At 36.3% G+C, this 22,584-nt stretch carries 25 protein-coding genes and 1 pseudogene; 3 read left to right on the forward strand and 23 right to left on the reverse strand.

Going from position 1 to position 22,584, the window contains the following annotated elements:
* Nucleotides 1-95 precede the first annotated feature (95 nt).
* The 9 genes from BM012_RS16665 to BM012_RS16710 form a co-directional block, all read right to left on the reverse strand.
* Nucleotides 96-680 (reverse strand): LysE family transporter, encoded by a 585-nt coding sequence (locus tag BM012_RS16665; RefSeq protein WP_061805780.1) that lies wholly within the window; start codon nucleotides 678-680, stop codon nucleotides 96-98.
* 176 nt (nucleotides 681-856) lie between these two features.
* The gene (locus BM012_RS16670; protein WP_061805781.1) at nucleotides 857-1,132 is read right to left on the reverse strand and encodes a hypothetical protein; all 276 of its coding nucleotides are present in this window, start codon (nucleotides 1,130-1,132) and stop codon (nucleotides 857-859) included.
* A 499-nt stretch (nucleotides 1,133-1,631) separates the two neighbouring features.
* Nucleotides 1,632-2,948 carry an MFS transporter gene (locus tag BM012_RS16680; RefSeq protein WP_061805783.1) on the reverse strand — a complete coding sequence of 439 codons (1,317 nt, stop codon included), beginning with the start codon at nucleotides 2,946-2,948 and terminating at the stop codon, nucleotides 1,632-1,634.
* A 53-nt stretch (nucleotides 2,949-3,001) separates the two neighbouring features.
* A complete protein-coding gene (gene dgoD, locus BM012_RS16685) occupies nucleotides 3,002-4,150 on the reverse strand; it encodes a galactonate dehydratase (RefSeq protein ID WP_061805784.1) in 1,149 nt (382 codons plus the stop codon).
* A gap of 1 nt (nucleotide 4,151) precedes the next feature.
* Nucleotides 4,152-4,796 carry a bifunctional 4-hydroxy-2-oxoglutarate aldolase/2-dehydro-3-deoxy-phosphogluconate aldolase gene (locus tag BM012_RS16690; RefSeq protein WP_061805785.1) on the reverse strand — a complete coding sequence of 215 codons (645 nt, stop codon included), beginning with the start codon at nucleotides 4,794-4,796 and terminating at the stop codon, nucleotides 4,152-4,154.
* A gap of 15 nt (nucleotides 4,797-4,811) precedes the next feature.
* Entirely contained in the window at nucleotides 4,812-5,765 is a 954-nt protein-coding gene (locus BM012_RS16695; RefSeq protein WP_061805786.1) for a sugar kinase, read from the reverse strand.
* 14 nt (nucleotides 5,766-5,779) lie between these two features.
* Nucleotides 5,780-6,538 carry an IclR family transcriptional regulator gene (locus BM012_RS16700; RefSeq protein ID WP_061805787.1) on the reverse strand — a complete coding sequence of 253 codons (759 nt, stop codon included), beginning with the start codon at nucleotides 6,536-6,538 and terminating at the stop codon, nucleotides 5,780-5,782.
* Nucleotides 6,539-6,728: 190 nt separating this feature from the next.
* Nucleotides 6,729-7,151: a hypothetical protein gene (locus BM012_RS16705; RefSeq protein WP_061805788.1), complete on the reverse strand. Its 423-nt coding sequence runs from the start codon at nucleotides 7,149-7,151 to the stop codon at nucleotides 6,729-6,731.
* Nucleotides 7,152-7,162: 11 nt separating this feature from the next.
* The gene (locus BM012_RS16710; protein ID WP_061805789.1) at nucleotides 7,163-7,954 is read right to left on the reverse strand and encodes an SDR family NAD(P)-dependent oxidoreductase; all 792 of its coding nucleotides are present in this window, start codon (nucleotides 7,952-7,954) and stop codon (nucleotides 7,163-7,165) included.
* A gap of 1,242 nt (nucleotides 7,955-9,196) precedes the next feature.
* On the opposite strand from BM012_RS16710, the gene BM012_RS16715 reads away from it, so the two are divergent.
* The gene (locus BM012_RS16715) at nucleotides 9,197-9,436 is read left to right on the forward strand and encodes a YczF family membrane protein (protein WP_139210365.1); all 240 of its coding nucleotides are present in this window, start codon (nucleotides 9,197-9,199) and stop codon (nucleotides 9,434-9,436) included.
* On the opposite strand, the gene BM012_RS16720 is transcribed toward BM012_RS16715, so the two are convergent.
* The 5 genes from BM012_RS16720 to BM012_RS26135 all read right to left on the reverse strand — a co-directional run bounded on the left by BM012_RS16720 (nucleotide 9,429) and on the right by BM012_RS26135 (nucleotide 14,916).
* Nucleotides 9,429-10,532, reverse strand: coding sequence for a GerAB/ArcD/ProY family transporter (locus BM012_RS16720; RefSeq protein ID WP_061805791.1), 1,104 nt, complete (start codon nucleotides 10,530-10,532; stop codon nucleotides 9,429-9,431). The two genes, BM012_RS16715 and BM012_RS16720, sit on opposite strands and share 8 nt — an antisense overlap.
* Nucleotides 10,533-10,621: 89 nt before the next feature.
* Nucleotides 10,622-11,719, reverse strand: coding sequence for a GerAB/ArcD/ProY family transporter (locus BM012_RS16725; protein WP_061805792.1), 1,098 nt, complete (start codon nucleotides 11,717-11,719; stop codon nucleotides 10,622-10,624).
* A 42-nt stretch (nucleotides 11,720-11,761) separates the two neighbouring features.
* On the reverse strand, nucleotides 11,762-12,958 hold the full coding sequence (locus tag BM012_RS16730) for a Ger(x)C family spore germination protein (protein ID WP_061805793.1): 1,197 nt from the start codon (nucleotides 12,956-12,958) through the stop codon (nucleotides 11,762-11,764).
* Complete coding sequence (locus tag BM012_RS16735) at nucleotides 12,948-14,597, reverse strand: spore germination protein (RefSeq protein WP_061805794.1); 1,650 nt, start codon at nucleotides 14,595-14,597, stop codon at nucleotides 12,948-12,950. Before BM012_RS16735 ends, BM012_RS16730 begins: the two co-directional genes overlap by 11 nt.
* 178 nt (nucleotides 14,598-14,775) lie before the next feature.
* Entirely contained in the window at nucleotides 14,776-14,916 is a 141-nt protein-coding gene (locus tag BM012_RS26135) for a YfhD family protein (protein ID WP_113715035.1), read from the reverse strand.
* 342 nt (nucleotides 14,917-15,258) lie between these two features.
* On the opposite strand from BM012_RS26135, the gene BM012_RS16740 reads away from it, so the two are divergent.
* Nucleotides 15,259-15,804 (forward strand): CBO0543 family protein, encoded by a 546-nt coding sequence (locus BM012_RS16740; protein ID WP_061805795.1) that lies wholly within the window; start codon nucleotides 15,259-15,261, stop codon nucleotides 15,802-15,804.
* 268 nt (nucleotides 15,805-16,072) lie between these two features.
* Here the strand turns inward: BM012_RS16740 and BM012_RS16745 are convergent, their stop codons facing one another.
* From BM012_RS16745 to BM012_RS16765, 6 genes and pseudogenes are all read right to left on the reverse strand, one after another.
* Nucleotides 16,073-16,636, reverse strand: a complete 564-nt coding sequence (locus BM012_RS16745; RefSeq protein ID WP_061805796.1) for an NADPH-dependent FMN reductase — start codon at nucleotides 16,634-16,636, stop codon at nucleotides 16,073-16,075.
* A 289-nt stretch (nucleotides 16,637-16,925) separates the two neighbouring features.
* Nucleotides 16,926-17,054 (reverse strand): annotated as a pseudogene (locus BM012_RS26900) (hypothetical protein); the annotation flags it as partial.
* Nucleotides 17,036-17,302 (reverse strand): P-loop NTPase family protein, encoded by a 267-nt coding sequence (locus tag BM012_RS16755; protein WP_201030253.1) that lies wholly within the window; start codon nucleotides 17,300-17,302, stop codon nucleotides 17,036-17,038. The pseudogene BM012_RS26900 and the gene BM012_RS16755, both read right to left, overlap by 19 nt.
* A complete protein-coding gene (locus BM012_RS26905; protein WP_407719650.1) occupies nucleotides 17,299-17,472 on the reverse strand; it encodes a GrpB family protein in 174 nt (57 codons plus the stop codon). Before BM012_RS26905 ends, BM012_RS16755 begins: the two co-directional genes overlap by 4 nt.
* Before the next feature lie 14 nt (nucleotides 17,473-17,486).
* On the reverse strand, nucleotides 17,487-17,834 hold the full coding sequence (locus BM012_RS26910) for a GrpB family protein (RefSeq protein ID WP_235606196.1): 348 nt from the start codon (nucleotides 17,832-17,834) through the stop codon (nucleotides 17,487-17,489).
* 19 nt (nucleotides 17,835-17,853) lie between these two features.
* Nucleotides 17,854-18,849: a LacI family DNA-binding transcriptional regulator gene (locus tag BM012_RS16765; RefSeq protein ID WP_061805797.1), complete on the reverse strand. Its 996-nt coding sequence runs from the start codon at nucleotides 18,847-18,849 to the stop codon at nucleotides 17,854-17,856.
* A gap of 246 nt (nucleotides 18,850-19,095) precedes the next feature.
* On the opposite strand from BM012_RS16765, the gene BM012_RS16770 reads away from it, so the two are divergent.
* Nucleotides 19,096-19,434, forward strand: a complete 339-nt coding sequence (locus tag BM012_RS16770; RefSeq protein WP_235606197.1) for a PH domain-containing protein — start codon at nucleotides 19,096-19,098, stop codon at nucleotides 19,432-19,434.
* A gap of 91 nt (nucleotides 19,435-19,525) precedes the next feature.
* Here BM012_RS16770 and BM012_RS16775 read toward each other — a convergent pair whose 3' ends face one another.
* The 3 genes from BM012_RS16775 to BM012_RS16785 all read right to left on the reverse strand — a co-directional run bounded on the left by BM012_RS16775 (nucleotide 19,526) and on the right by BM012_RS16785 (nucleotide 22,530).
* The gene (locus tag BM012_RS16775; protein WP_061805799.1) at nucleotides 19,526-19,735 is read right to left on the reverse strand and encodes a DUF6366 family protein; all 210 of its coding nucleotides are present in this window, start codon (nucleotides 19,733-19,735) and stop codon (nucleotides 19,526-19,528) included.
* Between the two features lie 195 nt (nucleotides 19,736-19,930).
* A complete protein-coding gene (locus BM012_RS16780) occupies nucleotides 19,931-21,364 on the reverse strand; it encodes a sugar porter family MFS transporter (RefSeq protein ID WP_082802641.1) in 1,434 nt (477 codons plus the stop codon).
* A 113-nt stretch (nucleotides 21,365-21,477) separates the two neighbouring features.
* On the reverse strand, nucleotides 21,478-22,530 hold the full coding sequence (locus BM012_RS16785; protein ID WP_061805800.1) for a Gfo/Idh/MocA family oxidoreductase: 1,053 nt from the start codon (nucleotides 22,528-22,530) through the stop codon (nucleotides 21,478-21,480).
* Between the last annotated feature and the right edge of the window lie 54 nt (nucleotides 22,531-22,584).

A 22,584-nucleotide genomic window follows, 5' to 3' on the forward strand; every position in this document is an offset into this window, starting at 1 on the left:
CTCTTGTTTTTGCAGTTCTTTTAGTTAACATAATATTTTTATAGTAAATAAACTTAAAACCATCGTTTAGAGCTTATCTAAGATATGTATAACTCTTAGTGTACTACAATAGATACCGCACTATAAATCAATAATAATCCCATTACAATATTAAACTGACGATGATATTTTGATAGAAACTTCTGAAAAATACTTCCGCATAAACTCCAGCAAAACGTACTTAAAAAACCAACAAATGCTAAAGCGATCGAGTAAAAAATTAAACTCCCATGCGAGGAATGATACGGAAGAATAAAGGTAGCAATAGCCGTAATTCCATAAAGTATTCCTTTTGGGTTAATAAATTGCAAAACCATCCCCATAAAAAAGCTATTTTCCTTCTCGTTCCCTCCATTATTAACACTATCTTTGCTTTTCATAATTTTAATTGCAAGATAGATCATGTACAAAGCGCCTACAATTGTCATAATCAGTTCAATTTTTGGTACAACGCTTTTGAGCATCAAATTAAAGTAACTTGATAAAAGCATAATAATCAGGAAACCCGCACTCACTCCAAAACAGAATTTGAGCGTTCTTTTTAATCCATACTTGTTTGCAAAAGCCATCGCCATAATATTGTTCGGACCTGGGGTAAAGCTCGTAACAAAAATATACAGCAAAAAAGATACTAATGGCATAACCATTCCCCTTTTCTTTTGTCTGTTATAATAAACAAAAATAACAGTATAATAGACCTGTTTTTATTTTACATAAAGGTGCCCATATTGTATATAGAAAAAGGAGAAATGCAAGTAGCGAAACTCCATACGTCCGCCAAAAAAACCTACATTCTAAAAAAGAAGATAGGTTTTTCTTATTTTTTAAACATTCGTTTTAGTTTTCGACCAATAAAAATAGCAAGCAACCCGCATAATACAACCTTTCGAACGATAGGTGGTGTAAATTTAAGTACCCAAAAAGCCATCGCACTCGTTGCAATCGCTAAATAAAAAATTTTCTGCTCAAACTGTTCTTTATCTTTATTATTAAATTTCTTAAGATTTGTGAGAATGGTTAGATAGCCAATCGGCGGTGTTAATGTACAGAAGACAAAAACCCATCCGGTTTTTAAGTACCAAGGTTTCTTCACTTGTCCCCCTCTTTTCTTATAAGAAAGCTAACCTTATATAATAGAAAAAACCTCTATCATCTAGAGGTTTTTCTATTGTAAGATTTAGCTTGATAAGCGAGAGCGCTTTGTTTTTCTATGCGAAACAGAGCAGCAAGAAAAATACGATAGAACCGTTTGGTCTTCATCATTTGGAGCCTTTATCAAAAAAGTTAGGATCTTTCCAGACAAAATGCTGAAGAGAAAATAAAACGCCGATGAAAAAACAAGGAAAGCTTTGAAGCGCAATTTGTAGGGGTGAGCATCCTAAACTTTTAAACAACAGCGCTGATAAAAAACTAGTGATAAAATAGACGGGTAAAAATTTTTTAGAAGTAATGAAGTCGCGCATGTGAAATCACTTCCTTTCATTCTCGTTCACAATGCGAAGACTGTTATTTCATCCTTATTATACCATAAAACCCTATATCTTTTATTAACTCGAAAGCTATAGGGTTTATCCTTTATTACTGCTTGTTTTCTACATCGGAAGATTTGAGTCGGGTTTTTGAGCCACTTTAATTCTTTCCACTTTCCCAACGAGGAAAATATACGATAAAGCACCAAGTAAAGCTACAATAGCTATAAAGACGAGCGCAGGAGCAAAACTGCCACCTTGGGCTAGAAATCCAATTACAATTGGAACAACAATAGAGGCTAATCCGCCAATAAAGTTAAACACGCCTCCTGTTAATCCGACAAGATGTTTAGGAGCAAGTGTTGATACAAATACCCACGTAATAGAGGCTAAACCGTTTCCAAAAAAGGCAATAGCCATAAACATAATAATAAGAGAAGTATTATCTACATAGTTGGCGCCTACAATGGAAGTTGATAAAAGCAAGCCAACAATAATGGGCGTTTTTCGGGCGATGCCTAGGGAAACTCCTTTTTTCACTAAAAAGTCAGAAAGAAAACCAGATAATAAAACTCCGACAAAAGCGGCTAAAAACGGAGCAGAAGCTAAGAACCCTGATTTTAAGAAGTCTAATCCTCGGTACTCAACAAGGTATGTTGGAAACCACGTTAAGAAAAACCATAACGTAGAGTTTACAGCAAACTGACCTAAATAAATCCCCCACAGTTTACGATGAATAAAGACTTCTTTTAAATTTCCCCACTCAAACTTTGCTTTTTCTCCCTTCTCATTAGCTGGTGTAACAAGTCCTCCGCCTTCTTTAATATACTCTAGCTCCGCTTTATTTGCTTTTTTATGCTGCGTTGGATCGCGGTAGAAAATATACCAAATAATCCCCCATAAGATACCGATGGCTCCTGTTGTAATAAATAGCCCTCTCCATCCTAAAAAGTGCTGAATCGTAACAAGAGCAGGAGTTAAAAAGGCAAGCCCTGCAAACTGACCAGATGTATAAAACGCAATAGCAGATGCTCTTTCCTGATTTGGAAACCAGCTTGTCACAACTTTATTATTTGTCGGAAAAGCAGGAGCTTCAAATGCCCCTGTTGCAAGACGCAAACCAAAGAGTCCAACAAATCCTTTTGTAAACCCTTGGAGTAATGTAACAAGTGACCATGTAATAAGACTAAATGCATATGTAAGCCGAGCACCAAACCGGTCAACCATTACACCTCCTGGAATTTGAAGAGCGGCATATGCCCATCCAAAAGCAGAAAAGATAAGACCAAGCTGAACAGATGTTAATTCTAAATCTTTTCCGATGGCCGTTGCAGCTACAGAGATGTTGCTTCGATCCATATAATTTATGACAACGCTTACGAAAATAAAGACTAAAACTTTAAATCTTACCCGAGTTGGTTTCTCACTGTACCCCTTCACACCGTCATCCCCTTATTGCAAATTTCGTTACGGAACTAGCTAGTCGCTAGTTTTTACCATTCTGCAACAGAACCATCCCTATGTCTCCATACTGGATTTCTCCAATTGTGCCCAACGCTTGCCATATTTCGTACATGTTCTTCATTAATTTCAATTCCTAAACCAGGACCATCTGGAATTTTCACATAGCCTTCTTCATATTTGAATACTTTGTTATCAACGATGTAGTCTAATAAGTCACTTCCTTGATTATAGTGAATGCCTAAACTTTGTTCTTGAATAAATGCGTTATGACACGTCGCATCTACTTGGAGACAAGAGGCTAATGCAATAGGGCCTAATGGACAATGAGGAGCTGCCGCAACATCAAATGCTTCTGCCATTGATAAAATCTTTTTACCTTCCGTAATTCCTCCTGCATGAGAAAGATCAGGTTGAATAATATCAACATATCCGTCTGTAAGAAGCTTTTTAAAATCCCATTTCGAAAACATTCTTTCACCTGTGGCAATTGGAATAGCTGTAGAATGTGCAATTTCCCGCAACGCTTCGTTATTTTCAGGTAAAACAGGTTCCTCAATGAACATTGGGCGATAAACCTCAAGCTCTTTTGCTAATATTTTCGCCATTGGTTTGTGAACACGTCCATGGAAATCAATGCCGATTCCAACATAAGGGCCAACAGCTTCTCTTACAGCTGCAATTCTCTCTACTACAGCATCAATTTTTTCATATGAATCAACATACTGAAGTTCTTCTGTCCCATTCATTTTCACGGCTGTAAATCCTTTTTCGACGACATGTTTAGCGGCTTCTCCCACATCTGATGGACGATCTCCTCCAATCCATGAATATACTTTAATTGATTCTCTCGCCTTACCACCTAGTAACTCATAAACAGGGGCATTATAATATTTCCCTTTAATATCCCATAATGCTTGGTCAATTCCTGCGATGGCGCTCATTAAAATGGGACCACCTCTGTAAAATCCACCTCGATACATAACATTCCAATGATCTTCAATATTTAATGGATCTTTGCCAATCAGGTACTCCATTAATTCGTGTACAGCTGCTCCAACTGTCGCTGCTTTCCCTTCAATAACCGGTTCTCCCCAACCAACAATTCCTTCGTCTGTTTCAATTTTTAAAAATAACCAGCGTGGTGGTACTTGAAAGAGTTCATAACTTTTAATTTTCATATTAAACATTCTCCTTTTGTTTTGAGTGTATAGCTTCTACATATTGACGAGCTTTTATTGTTAGCTCTTTTAAATAACTAGCGTTTATTTCTCTTTTTGTATTTACAAGGGAACTACCAATCCCAAACCCTACTGCACCTGCCGCATCAAACTCCCGAATATTATCTAAGTTAACACCTCCAGTAGGAAGCAGTGGAATATGTGGAAGCGGCCCCCGGATATCTTTAATATATTGAGCTCCTATGCTTGCTGGGAATACCTTTACAATATCAGCTCCATTTTCATAAGCGGTTAATATTTCCGTTGGTGAAAATGCTCCTGGAATGCTTATTGCTCCATATCTTTTTGTCATTTTAATCGTTTCAATATTTACGGTAGGAGCCAATATGAACTGAGCTCCAGCTAAGATAGCTGATCTAGCTGTCTCTGGATCTAGTACAGTTCCTGCTCCCACAAGCATTTCTCCTTTAAACTCTTTTGCTACTTTCTCAATGGCTTCAAGTGCGTTGGGGCTGTTAAGCGTAATTTCAATGTTTTTTATTCCGCCTTCGTGTAAAGCTGAAGCAATTTGGACAACATCTTTTGACTCGGCACCACGAACAATCGCAACAATTTTATGTTCTAAAATATGGGAAAATAAATTCATCCTCTACACTCCTTTTTATCTTGTAACATCTTCACTTGTAATCGCATTCATAAAATGATATAGTTCCTCTTTATCTGGTAACCCTTCAATGTCTCCTTCAACAGTTACTACAATAGACCCAACGGCACATCCTCTCTTAACAGCTTCTTGGAGAGAAACATGATCAAGGAGTCCTGATAGAAAACCTGCCGCAAATCCATCACCAGCTCCAATTGGATCTACTACTTTATGAACCGGATAACCTTCTATATAAGAAGTCTCCCCTTTATTAGAATAATAAGCTCCTTTTTCTCCTAGTTTTACAACTACTGTTTCAACTCCGAGTTGATGAAATTGAGAACAAATTTTTTCTGGAGTCTGTTCCCCAAATAGAAATTCTCCTTCACTAATACCAGGTAGGATAATATCAACTTCTTTGGCAACATCAATCAATGTTTCTCGTGCCTCATGTTCTCCCCAGAGCGTTTTGCGCAAGTTTGGATCAAATACGACTTTTAATCCATGCTTTTTGGCTATTTTAATAGAATGGAAAATGCTCTCATAACAGGATGAACTTAAAGCAGGTGTAATCCCTGTAATATACAAGTATTTTGCGCTAGCAAGGTATTCCTCATTAATGTCTCCTTTACTCATAAAACTCGCAGCAGAGCCTTTTCGGTAATAAAATACTTTTGTATGTCTCTCATTTGTTTTTTCTTTGAGAAACAAACCTGTGGAAGCATCTTCATCACGTATGACAAAACTTACATCTACTCCTTCCCCCCTAAGAGTAGATAAAATTCGAGCTCCTAGCTCATCTTTTCCAACTCGACTAATCCAGCCGGTTTGGTAACCAAGCTTAGAAAGACCGATTAATGTGTTGCTTTCTGCTCCCGCTACTTTTGTGGAAAAATCTTGGCAGTACCTCATTTTCCCCGTTGAATGGGGGTTGAACAATACCATTGTCTCCCCCAAACTAATCACATCCATCATACCCCTCCTTTTTATTCTTTCTCTCCTGTATATCCAGCGATCCCCGATATTTTCTTTGATGTGGAAAGAAGTTTCTCTACAATCATGTTCTTATGTTTTAGCATTCTTTCTTTTGGTCCTGCGACACTAATGGCCGCTTCCATTATGCCACTTGCTCCGTAAACAGGAGCTGCTAGACAAAATAGACCTTCTTCATTTTCTTCATCATCAATGGAGTAACCGCTTTCTATAAAAGAATCTAAGTTTTGCTCTAACATTTCTTTGGTTGTAATCGTAGATTCCGTAATCGGAACAAGCTCCATTCCTTGAAGCAGCTCTTTTCTTCGTTCTAACGGTAAAAATGCTAGAAATGCTTTTCCTAACCCTGTACAGTATAGTGGTTTTCTCTTTCCAAGCTGAGCAGTTGTACGAATAGAGCGATTGTTATCGATTTTCACTACATAGATGAGCTCTCCATCCGACAATAAAGCCATAAACACCGTTTCCTGTACATCTTCCATAAGCTTCTTTAAATATGGTTTTCCTTCAGCGGAAATATCTAAAGAATCCATGGCCGCAGTCCCAATTTGAATTAGCTTTGGCCCAAGCTTATATCTTTTTAGCTGATCTTGATTTACATAGCCTTCCTCATGCAGCGTTGTAACGAGGTTAAATGTACTACTCTGCGGAAAAGCTAGTGAGCTACTAATTTCTTTTACTGTTAGCCCTTCTGGATGACGAGCTAATAGTTCAAAAACCCTTAATACACGTTCTGCTGACTTAACTGACATAAAACGCTCCTTTAAATCACATATGTGATTCCTAATTTTATATATGATTTTTACAATTTAAATACTAGCATAGCTAAAAAAAGAAAACAATCTATTTTTATTATTTTCTGAAAAAACAAAGAAAAGACTGCTCGTAAGTTTTCGTGCAAACTTTACGAACAGTCTTTATATAAGGTATCACTTTTATGGTTCAAGCCGTTGTACACCAATATAGCCCAAAGTACTTTTCCTCTGTCTCCGCTACAAAGAAACGATCATTCCAATCTGGTTCATATGCATAAGCACGTCTTATGATATTATTCGGGAAAATAAATGGTTTAATTTGTTCTGAAAACTCCTCTTTTAATTGTAACAATTCATCATCGGTGACTTCCTGTAATGGTAATAACTCTTCTTTCAGCTTTTCTTCTAGTTCAAATACATCTATATCTTCTACAGCATCTTTTTGATACATATAATGATTTCTTAATTCAATAAACAAACACTTTCCCGTAAAGTCTTCTAGAGACCGAATTTCTCCCCCTGTGTTTTTTCTTTCGTGCTCAAATACATAAATCATTTCTTCGGATGAAAGAGAATCAAATTCATCTTCTTCCATCACATAGTACCTCACTGTCTCTCCCCTTATAATGAACGAATAATTCCGCCTTCAACTCGCTGTGCTGCTCCATTAATAGCTGCCGCTTTTTCTGAAGAGAGAAACACAATAACACTTGCTACTTCTTCTGGTGTTGCATAACGCTGTGTAAGGGATGTTGGCTCATTGACTTTAAAATAGTCTTTTACAAACGTATCAAGGTCTTGTCCTGCAGCTTCTGCTGCTCCCTTCATATAGTTTGCAACACCTTCTGTCCATGTTGGACCAGGGAGCACAGAGTTAACGGTAACGTTCGTTCCTTTTGTTCGTTCAGCTAACCCTCTTGATAAGCTAATTAATGCTGTTTTTGTTAAAGAATATGGAATCATTTGTGGAAGAGGTTTGATTCCTGCTTCACTTGAAAGATTCAAAATACGTCCGCCGTTTCGCTCTAACATCCCAGGTAAAAAAGCACGACAAAGACGAATAGCGCTCATTACGTTTACATCAAAGTACTCTGTCCATTCTTCATCTGTCACATCTTCAAACTCTTTTACTTCAAAGAATCCTAAATTGTTAACAAGTACGTCAAGCGCACCCATTTTGTTTACTTTTTCGATAAGTTCTTTACTTTCTTCCGCTTTTGATAAATCAGCGTGAAGGCCGTGAACAGTTCCAAGGGAAGATAATTCTTCCACAACGGCTTCTACTTTCTCTTGAGATCTTCCGTTAACAATCACATGAGCTCCTTCTTCTAAAAAAGCTTTTGCTGTTGCTTTTCCAATTCCTGCTGTTGATCCTGTGACTAATACAAGTTTGTCTTTTAATTGTAATTGCATTTATAAACAACCTTCCTATTTCTAAGAATATAAGAAAATTATATAATTAGCCTGAATTCATTACTATTATTTTGCTTACATAGACGATTCATACTCTTATTTGTTTTTCACAAGAACTTTTATTTTTATGTAATGAGCGGATATTGATAAGCTTATTTTAGCCATAAATCCTTTTTGCATGAATTGATTCTATCTCTATCCGCTTTTCTATGAAAGGAACATGTGAGACTCATAGATTAATAGAGGGCAGCATTGTAAAATAAGTAAATCTTAATGATGAAAGCAAAACGTATTTTTATTAACCTGTTACTTCTTAAATAACTTTTCTCATCACGAAAGGAATCGGCGTATTGTTTTGATACAAGGCCTAATAAGTTCATAATAAACCCATCTACACGGTATCCAAATGAGCATCTGCCATATCCACTGAACAGGGAACCACACTAAGTGTAACCAAATCCAACAAATTCTTTTCCATATCCACCTTAAAACTACCTTTGAAAAACGTAATACTGGAACAATTATTTCATGATAAAATGGGCGTAAAATATGAACGGAAAATAGATAAAAAGGAAGATATAAAATGTAATAAAAAAAAGGATATAGCATGTATTGCCACAGACTGACTATCACCCTTTTCCATAAGAAGTGTAATATGGGCAAGATAAGAAATTGCCAAAGTTTTTCTAATGGATATAAAATAACCCACAGGAAAACCGGTTTTAAAATATGTATCCAAATAAACTGTCCTAAAGGTCCGATAATCGTTTGCCAAAGCCAAAGGCAAGGGTAAATGATTATATATTTCCCTACTTGAAAGAGTACATAAAAAGGAAAATAAAAAATGAAGATAACAACGCGCAGTAAATACTTACATCCCTTTAATAAATTTTCAAACAGTCTTATTTACCTCCTTTCTATACATGGTTGAAAAAGATTCCTTTTTAAATATATGTATTCTCTAAACGTTTTTCAAGATGAAAATTTATTAAAGGTGATACACAAAAACCTCAACATATTTTCTTTATTTCTCTTCCCTAACCTTTATTCTTAATACTAAATAAAATTGCCTTTTCTCCCATTAAAATTTTTATTCTTTATGATTTCAGGAAGTATATCAGAACACTACATACTCATACTATAAAGAACTGATGTAAGCAATACCCCTTCTCTTGATCGCATTTCGGGAGGAACTATCTTCGTGAAATATCCTATAACCATTTAATCGCAAATGAGGGAACAATGATGAAAGTATTGGCAATCACACTGATCGTTTTTCTATTATCTATTTTAAACCTTTTATTTATGGATTTTCTATTAGGTTTTGATTTTTCCGAGTCTGTATTACATCTTCTCAATCCATTTTGGGTCATAAGCAGCGCAGAGTACGTTATGCTAGCAGGACTTTTTTTACTTGTTATTGGACAGCAAATCTATACAATCGTGAAAAAAAGAGCGAATAAACAAGATGAATCTAATTAGCTTTTCTTTTTAAAATATTTCGTATCATAGAAATAAGAAATAACACTAAAGGGAGGATAATTAAAAGCGGTATGGAGAGATATTTAAGCACTATATCCAGGCCTTCTTCTATGTGCTCAGAAAAACTAGAAGCTATTGTCATTGATAAAAAAATGACCACAATCCCTATAGGAAGAATAATGGGTTTGTGACTCTCTAATTTAAATAAGTCAACAAGTCCTATCATTGTACCGTACACAAGAACCGAGGCTTTAAAGAAAACGGTCATTAGCAAAGTAAAGACCACAAGAGCATCTAGTCTTTCAATAAACTCCAGCAGATTGACCTTTCCGATCGTATTTAGTGTAGGAAACGTCGATCTTTCCATTGCACTTATACCAAGTACAGACATATTCAAAACAGCTGTCCAACTTAAAACAAGACCACTTGAGATGATAGAAAACACCCATACTCTTTTTACTAAGTCGGGTCGATTTAAATATGGTAATAACATCGTAAACACCAACATTTCGCCAAATGGAAAAATCATTGTGAAAGAGACAGTTGTCGTTAAAACAGGCTTCCAACCATGTTCTAAAAAAGGCCGTACTTGTTGAAAATCAATATCCCCTGATACAAGTACAAAGAAGTTTGCTGCAATTCCAAATAAAAGTAAAATAACAATAAATACTTCTCCTGTTCTCCCTATAACTTCAATCCCTAAATGAATGATATAACAGATCACTAAAACAAGGGTGAGGTTGATTGCTAGTAGCGGTGTGTTTGGCAAAGTTGAGGAAAGAAGTAAATCACCGAAATCACGTATGTTTCTAGCCGCTATGTACAAGAAAAATAAGCAATATATCAGACCTAATCCCCAACCAATGTATTTTCCTACGATTTTTCTGATACATGCCGTAAAGGGAAGGTTAGGATATTGACGAAATAATAGATAATAAATGAAGAATACGAGGATTCCTCCACCCATTCCTAAAAGAATAGAGAGCCAAGCGTCTTTCTTTGCTGTAATTCCATAACTAACAATTAAAGCAGTACCTAAGTTAAAAATAAACATTAAAGCAAAGAGTTGAATAACGCTTATTTTTGCTTTCTCCATTTTTCAGGACCTTCCTTTCCCTACAGTGCTAGTTATGCATTTTTTTAATTCTTAATGATCTCACTCGTAATTATTAGTCAGCGCCTGTCTTATTGTATTTTCTTTTTTACATATTCACGAATAATTAAAACAAACAGCATAATCAAGGGAATAGCGATAAACAATACAACTATACCATACATAGTAACCAAAACTTCTTCTGTCTGTTCTGAAAAGCTCGAAGACATTGCCAGAGATAAGAAGATGACAATCGTTCCAATTGGTAAAAGAATGTGATTATAATTATCTACTTTGAATAAATTTGCTATTCCAATAACCCCTCCATATAAATAAACAGAGGCTTTAAAAAACACGGTAATTAATAAAGTAAAAACGACAATTACGTCCATCCTTTCAATAAACTCAAGCAAATGGACCTTTCCTACCGCCATTAATAATGGAAAATTTGATCTTTTCATGGGCCCTAAACCAAGAACAGATATATTTAGTATGACAGTCCAACTTAAAATCAAACCACTTAAAATAACTGCTGATATCCATACTCTTTTCACTAATTGTGGGCGATTTAAATACGGCAGAAGCATCGTAAAAGCGAGCATCTCGCCAAATGGAAAAGAAATAAGAGTTGGAAAAGTTGTACTCAAAATCGGCTTCCATCCATGTTCAAGCACAGGCCGTATTCGCTCGAAATCTACATCTCCTGATACAAGCACTAAGAAGTTCCCTGATGCTCCGAGCACGACCAGTATGACAATAAATACTTCTGCTGATCTTCCTAATACTTCTATTCCTAAATGAATGACATAACAAATAACAAGGATAAACGTGAGATTAATGACTAATAACGGCGTTTCTGTCAAAGTGGATGAAATAATTAAATCCCCAAATTCACGTACATTTCTTCCACAAATATATAGAAAAAAGAGACAGTATATCAGGCCAAGCACCCAGCCTAAATATTTACCAAATATCTTCCTAATATATTCAATAAACAACAAATGAGGATATTGCCGAAAGGAGTAATAGTGAATGAAGAATAAAGCTACTCCTCCACACATGGCTAGAAGAATAGCCACCCATGCATCTTTCCCAGCCTTAGCACCATAACTGATTACTACCGCTGTTCCCATATTAAAGATAAGCATGAGAGAAAAGAGCTGAATAACACTTATTTTTGCCCTCTCCATTTCTATCACTCCCTTCTTTGCCCGATTTCGCACTTACTTATATTAGGATCTAGTAATCAGACCTGTTCGACGAATAATAGCCTGCACATTCACATGAACTTCTGTGTGCGGGAAAATCTCCTTTTGCCATGAGGACTCTATATTTTTCCATACGTGTTTATTTGCAATATTAATTTGTTCACCAAAATTAAAAATATCACTTTTTTGTTTTTGAGCTTTTTCGACTGTTAAAAGAATTTCTTTCTTTATTTCTTCCTCTACTTCTTCATCTAGCTTTGCTAGTACTTTTGAATTACCAAGATCTTTAGCACAATTATTTTCTAGCACTATTCCTTCTGCATGAACATCAACATAGATAATGGGTTTTTGATGTTTAAATTTCACATGAACATTTGACTTCGCCCGGGAGATTTCAATGGCAATCGCATCTTTCTCTTTTCCACAGTCAAGGTTTAAAACGGTAGTCTTCATTTCATTCATCACCCATGTCACTCCACGGGCATCGTCACCCTCAAGCCATTTTTTTAATTTCCCATCTTTAAAAAGAGCAAGACCTTTTATTTCAATTCTTGCGCTTGGGTCAATCTGTTGCATATTTGTCATCTCATTTCCCTTGCTAGCTTTTCCTTCAACTTGTATTCCTGTAACACTTAAACTCCCTTGTTCTAAGCCTTGAATGACTTGGTCAGCACGTGTACTTTTATAGACACCCCACTCTTTTTCGGAGTATTTCAAGGTATCTGCAATCTTAGTAGAAGGGATATTTTCTAATGGCGTTGCTATTTCTAACGTTCTTTTGGCTGTCACATTCCCTCGTGTAATTAGGACAGGAAAAAGAACGCGAAACTGGGCATCTCGTTCGATTACATCAAATAACTCTTTAATCCCATCTTTCGCTACTTTTTCATTAATAACCATAACTTGAAGATGAGGAAAAAAGAGCTCTCCAGGCGCTTTTATGGAAATTTTCCGAAGCGTTTCTGAAAGAGTACTCCCTTTTTCGGTAAATGTAGTGACAGGAGAAGCTTGTACTTTTCCTCCTTGTTGTCCACCTGCAACTTGAGAAGGATTGGTTATTTGGACAGTAACTTGGTATCTGTTCTTTGTTTTGTCACTACCTTTATCAATTGCCATTCCTGATACAATACTCAATTTCTGTAGTTCTTCACGATCCCAGCAGCCCGATAATAAGGATAAACAAACGAAAAGTAGAAGAAACCTTACTAGCTTATGTCTCATTAGAATCCCTCTTTGATTCTTGATTTTTCATATTTCCTTCTCTCTTTGAAGGGCCCCGATCTTGATTATGATCTACTCTTTTGGTTTTGACTTGACTAATTAGACGGGGACGTTTAGATAAAAACGGTAAAGGCCATCGGATAATGGAATCTTTTTGATCCGCTAGCACAATAGGAGCAAAAGGAGTTAAGTAAGGAATACCAAATGAACGCAAACTGCACGTGTGAGCAACTAACACAATGACCCCTAATCCAATGCCATATAGTCCAAAAAAACTTGCCATAATCATCATCCCAAAGCGAAGCATCCTTGTCGCATCTGTCATCCCATAATGAGGAATTGTAAAACTGGCGATAGCCGTTGCAGCTACAACGATAACCATTGCACTTGAAACAATACCAGCTGAAACCGCTGCCTCCCCTAATACAAGCGCTCCTACGATAGAAACAGCCTGACCTACAGGACGAGGCATCCGAATTCCTGCTTCCCGTAATACTTCAAAAGTAAATTCCATTAATAGTGCTTCTATAATGATCGGAAAAGGAATGTTTTGGCGCTGTGCAGCTAAATTAACTAACAAAGGAGTTGGAATCAATTCAGGATGAAAGGAAAGGAATGCAACAAACAAAGATGGACCTAAAAGAGTAATTAAAAAAGAAGTGATTCTCAGCAATCGTAAAAAACTAGCCATTGTCCATCGTAAATAATAGTCTTCTGCTGTTTGAAAGAATTGATTCCAAGTCGCAGGTACGATAAGAGGAATTGGTGTTTCATTAACAAAGATGACAATTCGTCCTTCTAGTAAATTACCTGCGACTACATCTGGCCGTTCTGTAACAAAAATGGTTGGCCATGGTGTCCATGTTTCATCTGAAATCCATTCTTCAATCGTATTGGAACTTTGTACTTCATCAACTTTAATTTTGTGGAGTCTTTCTTTGACTTCCGTAAGCAATTTATCATTCACAATTCCTTTTACATACATAATTCCAATTGTTGTTTGGGTAATCTCCCCTAATTCCATTGTCTCTAACCATAGATTAGGACTCTTAATTCGACGACGGACCATTGCTGTATTACTAATGAGTGACTCCGTAAAGCTGTCTCTAGGTCCTCTTACTGAAGATTCAGCAACAGGTTCTGAAATAGCGCGGAGATCGCCTCCTTGTGCAGCGCAAGTAAACCCCTGATTCCACCCATCAATTAAAACAATCGTTTCTCCTGATAATAAAGAAAAAAATAGTTTATTCCAGTCCACTACATCTTTTACATTTGTGATGGTTAGCATGTGTTCTTTTATGTATGCTCCTACTTGGTTTGGTGAAGAGAAATCTTCTTCTTCAGCTAGGTTTGCGTTACTCATGAGCTGTTTAATAATACCTCTTCCCAAGATTTCCTTATCTGTTAAGCCGTTTATATAAATAGAAGCCACTTTACGAACAAAAGGCTTTCCCATCGTAAAGTTCCTAACCACTACATCCTCACTGTTTCCCAAAGCTTCCTTTATCTTTTTTAGATTCTCTTCTAAAGAAGACTTAAGCGCCTCCTCATTTGAAGCAACCTCTGTTTCTTCATAGTAAGGAGCCTCTTTTTTTGACTTTTTTTGTTTTTTTGTTAGCCGTTTCCATGCACTGTTCATATCTTATGCCCCTCCAAGTGTCACCGAATGAAGAGCTCGATGTTTTCTTCTATCATTAATTGATAATTTTTCCTGAATTTGATTTTTTATACCCCTTTCTTGTCTATGAATGTGACTGTTGCTATGTAACGACAAAAGCCCTCAATCAATAAAGTGATTGAGGGCTTTTATAAATTCTTTATTTACGCTTAAAACGCATTTTTGTGCGTTCTGTAATCTCGTCTGCAAATTCCCCGTTTACAAGTTTTTCACTGCTAGGTGTTTGAGATAATTTTGCTTTGTTTTTATGTTTATTGTTTCTTGACTGTCCTCTTGTCATTGTGATATCCCCCTTCTTTTTAAAAGCAAAAAACGTAAAAAAACAGCTTTTTTATGTTTCTGCTTTATTTAAAGTATAAGGAAAAGGGGGTGATTATAATCTGTATTTTTCATTCCTGTTGTGTTTTAAAATACCGTTTTTTATTTTATATTTTCTTTTAGAACATAGTTTATTTAAATAATATTTTGTTCTTTCGGTTAAAAAGAATAACTCTTCATCGCTCGTGCACACTATAAAAGATATTTTTCATATTAAATCTCCCCTTCCAAAATCTCTTCTTTGTTAAGCTTTTTCTATTATGAAGATTAGATCATGAAAGAACATTATTAGAAAGGAAAAAATATGGCTAACAAAACCTCCATCTATAACAACTATTTCGAAAAACAAAATGATTTGAATCATGAAAAGCTACATATTTGGTTTGATTATACCGTTTTTAGCTGGAGATGGTGGTTAGGCATCCTTATAATGGTTTGTTTAACCGTAATATGGCTGAAATTCAGAAAAAAAGAAAGCACAGATAGATTATTGTATACAGGGCTTTTCATCGCTATTTTAGCCTCTTTTCTTGATATGATTGGCGTTTTTCTCGGATTGTGGGAGTATCGATATGAAGTTTTTCCTTTAACACACAATTATTTTCCTTGGGATCTTTTTCTCGTGCCTATTTCAATTATGATTATCTTACAAATTAAGCCCAACATGAATCCCTTTATAAAAGGTATTATTTATGCAGGCTTCTCTTCCTTTATTGGTCTCCCTCTCCTAACATGGCTTGATATTTATAAACCAATAAAATGGGAGTATATCTACTCTTTTCCGATTCTCGTTATTATTTACCTTGCCGCTCATTACGTTTCTTTACGAAATCAGTTTGAGAAAGTGTAACTCAATATTTTTTCTCCCAATCCAGAAAATTGGAGCCTTATTTCGTTCCTGTTTTCTGGGTTATTTTACGTTTTTTAGTATTACATCTTGCATACATTTTATTTCGTTAACCATTCTAGTTCGTTTTTCGCTGGATTCTCTTCTTCTTTAGTTGTTTTTTGAACGTTGATATTGCTCGGTGGTCATTTATATAATGACTAATCTCCTTTTTGAGCGTCATCTACAAATGAACTAAAAAGGAACTTCTCCTGTAGAAGTTCCTTTTTAGTTACGTAAGAGGTGCTTTCTTCTTTTTTATCTCAGTAATAATGCTTTCTACTAATAACTCTAAAGCAAGTCTCGTATCTTTATCTGTTGCTTCACCTTTTGAATTCAATTTTGTTCCAACAGATGAAATGACAAGTGTTCCATTTTTTACAACGTTAGCATTCAGCATTTCTAATGTTTGTAGAAAAGACGCCTGTGCTTTTTCTCCTCCCGCGACCATAGGAGAAGCGGTAATAACAGCTACAGTCTTATTTAAAAGCTGACCTGATGAAACAAGCCAGTCAATTGCATTTTTCAGTACTCCTGGTATGCCACGAGCATACTCTGGCGTACACAAAATAAGGGCATCAGCTTCGTTTAATTCCTGTCTGAACTCCTCTATAACTTTTGGTCCTTCTTCATCATCTAAATCCGGATTAAAATGTGGAAACTCTCCAATCTTATCGTAAATAGAATAGTCGATATCATCCTTAAAAAAAGAAGCTAGATTTTCTAATATATTCGTATTTGTTGAACACTCTCTTATACTTCCTGAAATAGCAACAACTTTTTTACGGTTTCCCATTCTATCACCTCTAGAAACAGAATACTCTTTTTGGGATTTGAAAAGCAAAAATATTGATTTTCTAATAAAAGAACCAACTTGTCTTTTAGAACATGATTTATTTAAATATTAATTTATATTTTACAGTGATTTTAGCTAATTTCTCCAAGAAAAAATGCTATTTCTGCTCTACGTAACTCAAAGTCTTATACACGTTTTTATAATGATTAGAAAACGTAAAAAAGCGATTCACCTTCAACTAAAGAGTTGAAGGTGAATCGCTTTTTTACTTTGAAGTCTAAAATGGTTATTAAAATAACGAAATCGCTCCAACCGCCACCGCAACGGCTGTCATAACGATAACGGCAATAATGGCATATTTCAACGCGAACTTTTGATGAGCGTCAATTGTTACGCCAACTAGTCCAACAAGTAAATAATCGTATCTGCTCTTTGTAAGCGAATTTGAAAAGTGTTTTTGTAGTTTCCTTCTATAATCCACTGATCACGAGGAATCATGTCTTGCTGAGATTTTGAAAACTCTTCTAACGATGCTTCTACCCAATTTGGTGTCCAAAACAATGCATCTAAATGATGAACCTCAATATGCAATGCTTCTCCGAGTCTCCGTGCAAACGTCGACTTTCCAACTCCTGGAGAAATACCCACAACCATAATGAGATTCACTTTCCCTCTCTCCTTCGTCGTTCTTCTCCCCAAAAAGATGCTTTATGAGCTAGTGCTGTTACAAACTCCCTCTTTCCTTCTTGATACTTATAATGAAAATCTGGAAATTCTCGCGCTAGCTTTCTCTTTAGTTCTCCATAAGCTTTTGCTTCTAGAGGATGGTGGAGCAAATACTCTTTAAAGTCTAAAAGTTGTTCGATATGCGCATGGCCGCTTTGGAAAATATGAACATGATGTGTTCTCTTCTCTTTCCTTTTACAAAGTAGCGCCTCCCCGCAATACCATTCTCTCCTTTAGCACTGTAGCCCGCTTGAATCATTTCTTTTTCATAAGAAGCGATTCTCTCAATATTAGACACTACAACTAAAATATCGATAATGGGCTTTGCATATTGGATAGTGTGAACAGAGGTGCTGCCAATATGAAACATATGGATGACATTATCTTTTAATATCTTATGAAGCAGCTCTTCCTCCTCTTCATATAGAGCCTCCCACTGTTCTGTCCAAGAACATAGTTCCGTTTTTCTCACAACACCCCTCCTCAATACTTTAGACACTTGCTGTAGACTGTCGTACAATAAGTTCAGGAGCCATAAGCAAACGCTCCTTATATCCTTTTGACTCTTCCATTTCTTGCAGTAATAAATTAACAACTTTTGCGCCCATTTGTTTTATCGGCTGAGAAACGGTTGTCAGCATGGGAGCTGTTGTTGTTGATAAAACTGTATTGTCAAACCCAACAACAGAAAGCTCACGTGGTAAGTCAAGTTCAAGCTCTTTAGCTGCTTGAATTACGCCTGCTGCTAGCAAATCGTTACATGCAAAAATAGCGGTTGGTTTCTCCTCCAACAAGAGAAGCTTTTTAGCACATTCATATCCTTTTAGAATTGTCGCTTCTGTTTTCATGATATATTCTGGATTCACATCTATGCCCGCTTCTCTCAAAGAGTCTCTGTATGCTGCTAAACGAGGTTCATTACTGCGAACGTTTTCATAAATAATCGCAATGTCTTTATGTCCTAAATCTAGCAAGTGTGATGTTGCTAAATAGCCCCCTTTATAATCATCAACCGTGACTGTGTTAATCGAAAGCTGAGGAATTTCGGAAGCAATTAAAACACTTGGAATTCCTTGTTCAATTGTTTCTTGCAGCAAAACCGTGCTTCTAAATGCAGAAGCAACAACAAGTCCGTCTACTCGTTGACTCGTTAAAAGAGCTAAGTAATTTTTTTCTTTTTCTGTATTATTATCTGTACTGCACAGCATTACATTTAATCCTACTTCATGACTGCGATCTTCAATGCTTCTTGCAATTCCTGCATAAAAAGGGTTCGATATATCAGGCACAAGAAGTCCGATTAATTTTGTTCGTTTTCCTCTTAAAGAAGCTGCTGCTGCATCAGGCTTGTAGTTTAATTTTTGCATGGCTTGAAACACTTTTTTTCGCGTTTTCTCACTAATTTTCCCGCTATCATTGATTACTTTTGAAACCGTTCCAATAGAAACGCCGGCCTCTTCGGCAACGCTACGAATCGTGATTTTCATTTTTTCCTCCTTTCTCTCCGGTAATGAGTATGTATTTATGTAATAATGAACGTAAATGAACTTATTTATTATAGCATAATGGAAGCTAGAACTTTTTTCTACAGTACAGTCACTCTACTCCTAGACTTTAAACCTTATTCTTAAAAAGAAAGGAAATAAAGAGTTATATATTTTCCATCAAAAAAAGATATATGGGTTATTATTGTAAATTGGATTGTTATTTTCGCTTGTTTCACACCTCTTATTATGAAAAGAGACTATGAAACCCTTTTTTTCACTCTTCCATTAGCCATCTTTCTCCTTCTAGGCTTTTTTAAAACAGGATATAAGGTAGACGAAAAAACGCTCATCATCCACAATGGTCTACTAACAAAGAAAGTTTCAATCAAAGATATTGAAAAGATAAAACGAACGAAAAATCCATTAGCATCCCCTGCTCTTTTACTAGACAGAATCGAAATCACGTCTCATTCTCATAACGGAATCCTGCTCGTGTCTCCTAAAAACAAACGGAAATTTATCTCTTTATTAAAAGAAGCCAATCCAGACATTAAGGTAGATAAAAATTTAAACGAGTCCTTCTAACTTTATTAACGGCTGTTTTTGTATAAATTTTAATTATACAATGTAGAGGTTGATATAATGCGATTTAAATAGGTTTTATAGTCGCCTCACTTCAAAATAGTGAGGCGACTATAAAACCTATTATGATGACAAGAAGGAGTATCCCAATACCTTTCCAACCTAAGCTACCTACTAAATCAGCAAGGTTTCCCGTTTCAGCCCTATGAAACGCATCGTTCATATTTCCAGTAGGGTTTCTTTTTAATTCTTCTCCTCTTAGTCTTTCTCTTCTTCTTTCAGGTGTTTCTTTGCTTTTACTCATTATTACACCCCCATTTTCTATCATTCTGACCTATATTCTTTCATCCTCTTTCCATAAAACTTGTCTTCATCGTTTACAATAAATTTTTAACACATTATGGTAAATTGATGAATCTTCTTATTAAAAAATCCTCCTCTTCTATCAACACTACACCTAAAAGAAAAAGACAGCTTCATTTAAGCTGTCTTTTTCTTATTACTGTTTCACTTGACTTTGCAGTTCTGATTGGACTCCGTTATCATCATAAGAACGAAAATGCTGTTCAATTTCTTCAAGTGAATATCCTCTTGTTTCAGGCAAATATTTGTAAACAAAAGCAATGGCAAATACACCAAGAATGGCGAAAATAAAGAACGTCATAGCTAACCCAATTGAAGCAAGTAACATGGGGAACGTTAAGCTGATTGAAAAGTTAACGATCCACATCCAAAATACGCTAAAGCCCATCCCTAATCCTCTCATTCCTAGAGGGAATATTTCAGCAAGCGTAAGCCATGTTACAGGACCAATTGTCCCTTGCATAAAAGCAAGGAAGAGAACAGTGAGCGACAGAACAACATAAGGAAGAGCGGGAGATCCTTCTAAAAGCATTGAGAAAAGTCCGATTAGGAAAAGAGAAGTCGTTGTTCCACAAAGCCCAATAATAAGCATTGGACGACGGTTTACTTTTCCAAGCAGCCAAATCCCAACGAGCATGGCGCCCATCGAAATGATTCCATTTGCTACGTTTCCGATTAGGGCAGCTTTAATTCCTAACCCAGCATCTTTTAAAATTTCTGTTCCGTAATACATAATGGCATTTACACCATTAATTTGGTTCACAACAGCAATCCCGATTCCTAAGAACAATATACGTCGTATCCATGGCGTTGATAAATCTTTTATTGTAGCTTTTTTCATTTTAGATTCTTTAGCTATCGACATTTTAATTTCCGTTAACTCTTCATTTGCTTGCTTTTCTTTTCGAATTTGCTTTAGAACTTTTAATGCCTCACCTATTCTGCCCTTTGAAGCAAGCCAGCGCGGACTTTCTGGCACAATAAGCATTCCAAACCATAGAATTACAGCAGGAAGAGAAGCAATCACTAACATATAGCGCCAAACATGGCCAACTTCTCCTAATGTATTGCCCAAAATAGCGTTGAATGTAAAAGCTAAAAACTGACCTGTCACAATCATGAATTCGTTTTGAGTCACAATCTGCCCTCTTTTTTCAGCTGGTGCCATTTCAGCTAAAAATGTAGGTACCGTAACAGAAGCTCCTCCAACAGCTAGACCGAGTAAAAATCTAAAAACAACCATTAGCGTTGTGTCTGACGCTAGTGTACATCCAAGCGTTGCGCCAAAGAATAATAGAGCTAGAAACATAATATTTCTGCGGCGGCCATGACGATCTGAAAGTTGTCCTCCAAACAAGGCCCCAAACGCAGCCCCTAACAAAAGGGAGCTTGCAACAAGTCCTTCTGTAAATGGAGTAAGGTTGAGCTGATCAGGCCTTGACATATAAGGCAACGCTCCGTTAATTACCCCTGTATCATAACCAAAAAGCAAACCGCCAAACGTTGAAATAAACGCAATTACTTTTATTTTCTTTGCTGGCTCCCTTTGTTTTGCTGTATTCTCTCCCACCTCGTGTTCCTCCCGTTCTCATAAACTATGAAACTCCCAATTGATAACGCTTTTAAATATAACTTATTTTCTCTCTTTCATAGCAAGCAAACAATGTCACGATGGAACAACTGTTATGTTGTAGAACGAGTCACGTTATGTGGAGATTGAACGGTAACAAGCTCTCCCGTTTCAAATGATTCTTTGCACGCATATCCTAAAGCAGTTGATAGAACGCCATCTTCTACTGTTACGGCTGGTTTTCTTTCTTCTCTTATACAATTAATAAACTCTTCTACTTCACTTAAGTATGCTTGTTCAAATCTTTCTAAAAATCCTTCTGAACACTCTTTTACAGCTCCTGTTTCATTGAACACTGTGACCATATTTCGCTCTGGTGTTGTACCAATTCTTAGCGTTCCTTCTGTTCCGATGATTTCAGTTTCAATATGATAGCCATGTGAACAATTCCGACCTGCTACAAAAACACCCATTGTTCCGTTTTCAAATTTTACTAAGGCAGCCCCTGTTTCAGCATCATTTAGTTGTCCGATTTCTGGATATCCGTAAGCACCGCCAATTGCCCATACTTGTTTTGCTTCTGAATTAAGATACCAACGTGCTAGATCTAGATCATGAATGGCCATATCTAAAAATAAACCACCGCTATAGTTGTTTTTCGCAAAATTCATAAAGCCACCTATTGCTTTACTTGGGTCAAGTCCGTAGCAGCGAATCAATACAGGTTCTCCGATCGCTCCTTTTTCTACTTTTTTCTTGGCATATGCGTATGATTTATCATATCTTCTCATAAAACCAAGCATAAATACTTTGTCCTCATGCTTCTTAACTGCTTCCTCAACGCGCACTGCTTCTTCTAAATAAAGGCCAAGCGGTTTTTCGCTAAAAACGTGAAGATTTGCCCCCAGCGCTTTTTCAATTTGCTCACAATGAAAACCAGATGGAGACGCAATTAAAACAGCATCTAATTCTTCATTTTTCATCATTTCATCATAGTTTGTATAAGCGTATTTTACATCCCACTCTTCTTGTGCTTTTTTCGCTTCTTCTTCAATAATGCTGCATACAGCAGTAAGTTCACAGTTTGGGATACGAAACGCTAAGTTCTCTGCATGCTGTCTTCCTAAACGACCAAGTCCAACGATTCCAACTTTCACTTTTTTCATGATGGATTCCTACCTCTTCCCTTAGTATGGTGCTCCTCACTCTTTTAAGTAAGC

Origin of the sequence: Priestia endophytica DSM 13796 (assembly GCF_900115845.1) — a bacterium.
Classification (GTDB): Bacteria; Bacillota; Bacilli; order Bacillales; family Bacillaceae_H; genus Bacillus_I; species Bacillus_I endophytica.

Bases quoted from the DNA above. Each gene is read 5' to 3' on its own strand.
- BM012_RS16665 (WP_061805780.1), bottom strand. From the start codon at position 680: ATGCCATTAGTATCTTTTTTGCTGTATATTTTTGTTACGAGCTTTACC.
- dgoD (WP_061805784.1), bottom strand. From the start codon at position 4,150: ATGAAAATTAAAAGTTATGAACTCTTTCAAGTACCACCACGCTGGTTA.
- BM012_RS16690 (WP_061805785.1), bottom strand. From the start codon at position 4,796: ATGAATTTATTTTCCCATATTTTAGAACATAAAATTGTTGCGATTGTT.
- BM012_RS16695 (WP_061805786.1), bottom strand. From the start codon at position 5,765: ATGGATGTGATTAGTTTGGGGGAGACAATGGTATTGTTCAACCCCCAT.
- BM012_RS16700 (WP_061805787.1), bottom strand. From the start codon at position 6,538: ATGTCAGTTAAGTCAGCAGAACGTGTATTAAGGGTTTTTGAACTATTA.
- BM012_RS16710 (WP_061805789.1), bottom strand. From the start codon at position 7,954: ATGCAATTACAATTAAAAGACAAACTTGTATTAGTCACAGGATCAACA.
- BM012_RS16715 (WP_139210365.1), top strand. From the start codon at position 9,197: ATGATGAAAGTATTGGCAATCACACTGATCGTTTTTCTATTATCTATT.
- BM012_RS16720 (WP_061805791.1), bottom strand. From the start codon at position 10,532: ATGGAGAAAGCAAAAATAAGCGTTATTCAACTCTTTGCTTTAATGTTT.
- BM012_RS16725 (WP_061805792.1), bottom strand. From the start codon at position 11,719: ATGGAGAGGGCAAAAATAAGTGTTATTCAGCTCTTTTCTCTCATGCTT.
- BM012_RS16730 (WP_061805793.1), bottom strand. From the start codon at position 12,958: ATGAGACATAAGCTAGTAAGGTTTCTTCTACTTTTCGTTTGTTTATCC.
- BM012_RS16735 (WP_061805794.1), bottom strand. From the start codon at position 14,597: ATGAACAGTGCATGGAAACGGCTAACAAAAAAACAAAAAAAGTCAAAA.
- BM012_RS26135 (WP_113715035.1), bottom strand. From the start codon at position 14,916: ATGACAAGAGGACAGTCAAGAAACAATAAACATAAAAACAAAGCAAAA.
- BM012_RS16740 (WP_061805795.1), top strand. From the start codon at position 15,259: ATGGCTAACAAAACCTCCATCTATAACAACTATTTCGAAAAACAAAAT.
- BM012_RS16745 (WP_061805796.1), bottom strand. From the start codon at position 16,636: ATGGGAAACCGTAAAAAAGTTGTTGCTATTTCAGGAAGTATAAGAGAG.
- BM012_RS16765 (WP_061805797.1), bottom strand. From the start codon at position 18,849: ATGAAAATCACGATTCGTAGCGTTGCCGAAGAGGCCGGCGTTTCTATT.
- BM012_RS16770 (WP_235606197.1), top strand. From the start codon at position 19,096: ATGAAAAGAGACTATGAAACCCTTTTTTTCACTCTTCCATTAGCCATC.
- BM012_RS16775 (WP_061805799.1), bottom strand. From the start codon at position 19,735: ATGAGTAAAAGCAAAGAAACACCTGAAAGAAGAAGAGAAAGACTAAGA.
- BM012_RS16785 (WP_061805800.1), bottom strand. From the start codon at position 22,530: ATGAAAAAAGTGAAAGTTGGAATCGTTGGACTTGGTCGTTTAGGAAGA.